Origin of the sequence: Mycobacterium parascrofulaceum ATCC BAA-614 (assembly GCF_000164135.1) — a bacterium.
Classification (GTDB): Bacteria; Actinomycetota; Actinomycetes; order Mycobacteriales; family Mycobacteriaceae; genus Mycobacterium; species Mycobacterium parascrofulaceum.
Window position 1 is genome coordinate 102534 of the sequence record NZ_GG770563.1, and the last position, 1469, is coordinate 104002.

A 1469-nucleotide genomic window follows, 5' to 3' on the forward strand; every position below is an offset into this window, starting at 1 on the left:
ATCTGAATGCCGTTATCCGTCAGTCATGGTGGTATCGCCGGCGGGGCGATGGCCGGAGATCTCGTGGTAGCCGATCCTGTCGGTCCACGAGGCCAGCTCGTGCCGGCGGACCGACACGGTTTTGGAGTTGACCCGAACCACGGGGTACCAGTGGCCGCGATACTTGATGAGGTCACCTTTGGTGATGCTGTCGCGGCTGTGCGGGTTGGCGGCGCCGGATGCTTGCAGATCCGCGTAAACCGCTTTCCAGTAGGCGATTTGATCGCCACGTTGGGCCATGCGCGCGATCACCTGTTCACGGTAGGACCCGGAGGCGGGGGCGAACTCGTCGACGTATTCGTAGGTGGCCGTGCGCGCGACGACGCGACGGTAACCATCGAGAATGCGTTGATCGCCACGTTGCTCGGCTTCCAACTTCTCGATGCGGTTCTTCACCGTCACCGGGTTGTAGCGGTGAGCGGTGGTGGTCGCGGCGGCCTGTGCGCGGCCCTGTGCCTGGTGGGCGAGATCGGTCGCGTCAATCGCGCGGCGGGTTGCGTCGTGGGCGCGGGTGATCGCGTTACGGTGGCGGCTCTCGCTGTGATGGCCGATCTTGATCGGCTCTCCACCGGGAGGCAGGGCCTCTACGGCGCGCTGCTCGGATTCCCAGGCGGCCGAGGCGGCGGCGGCTTTGCGGTCGGCTTTGGCGGCCAGGGCGTCGGCGCGCTGCGCCTGGCGGTGAGCGCGGTCGGCTTCGGCCTCGGCTGTGGGGCGATGAGTGTCGTCGACGTCGACAGTTACCGTGTGGCCGGCGGCGCGCAGCGATTCGGCGGCACGCTCGATTTTGTATCGGTTGGGTTGACGATCGCGGCTGCCGGCGATACCCCATACACCGAGTGTGCGAAACCAACGGAATCCGGCGGCTTTGAGGATGGTGTTGGTGCCGTCTCCGCGGGCGGTGCCGTGTACGAGGGTTCCTTCAGCGGCGGTGTGGGTGATTTCGATAGTCATTGGTGTTGTGCTCCTGGTCTTTTCGGGTTGAGGGGTGGGGTTGTTGGGATGAAAAGAGCCCGGCCGGCTTCTGAGTGATGCGGAAACAGGCCGGGCCCCGAGTTCGTGGTGAGGGCGTTGTCACGCTGTGACGAGTTGTCGGTGCACGTTTCGGCTGGCGTTGCCTTGGGTCAACCCGAGTCGCGAGGCGACGCGTGCCACGGTCCGCGAGGTTGTGTGAAGGCGCCAGGCGATGAGCTCTGGGTCGATTCGGCCATACATGCGTCGCACGGCTTCGTCACGGTCTTTGCCGCGCAGCGGCAGGCGTAACCCGTCGTTGGCGACTTGCAGGACAGCAAGCTCGTCGACGTCGGCCATTCGGTCGTCTTCACGGTGCCGCTCGTGCCTGTGTGGGTCGTGTGCTGACGTCTCGGGGGAGGACAGTGCTTGGGCTTCGTCTGGGCCGGTGATGGCCCATGGGTCTGGGGTGCTGATAGTGG

Annotated in this window: 2 protein-coding genes; both read right to left on the reverse strand. The window is 65.5% G+C overall.

The window, feature by feature from the left end; translation table 11 throughout:
- Positions 1–12: 12 nt before the first annotated feature.
- Entirely contained in the window at positions 13–990 is a 978-nt protein-coding gene (locus tag HMPREF0591_RS29030; protein WP_007172422.1) for a DUF3560 domain-containing protein, read from the reverse strand.
- 120 nt (positions 991–1110) lie between these two features.
- Positions 1111–1347 (reverse strand): hypothetical protein, encoded by a 237-nt coding sequence (locus HMPREF0591_RS29035; protein ID WP_007172423.1) that lies wholly within the window; start codon positions 1345–1347, stop codon positions 1111–1113.
- Positions 1348–1469 lie beyond the last annotated feature (122 nt).

Excerpts from the sequence above, each read along its gene's own strand:
- HMPREF0591_RS29035 (WP_007172423.1), bottom strand. The coding sequence starts at position 1,347 with ATGGCCGACGTCGACGAGCTTGCTGTCCTGCAAGTCGCCAACGACGGG.
- HMPREF0591_RS29030 (WP_007172422.1), bottom strand. The coding sequence starts at position 990 with ATGACTATCGAAATCACCCACACCGCCGCTGAAGGAACCCTCGTACAC.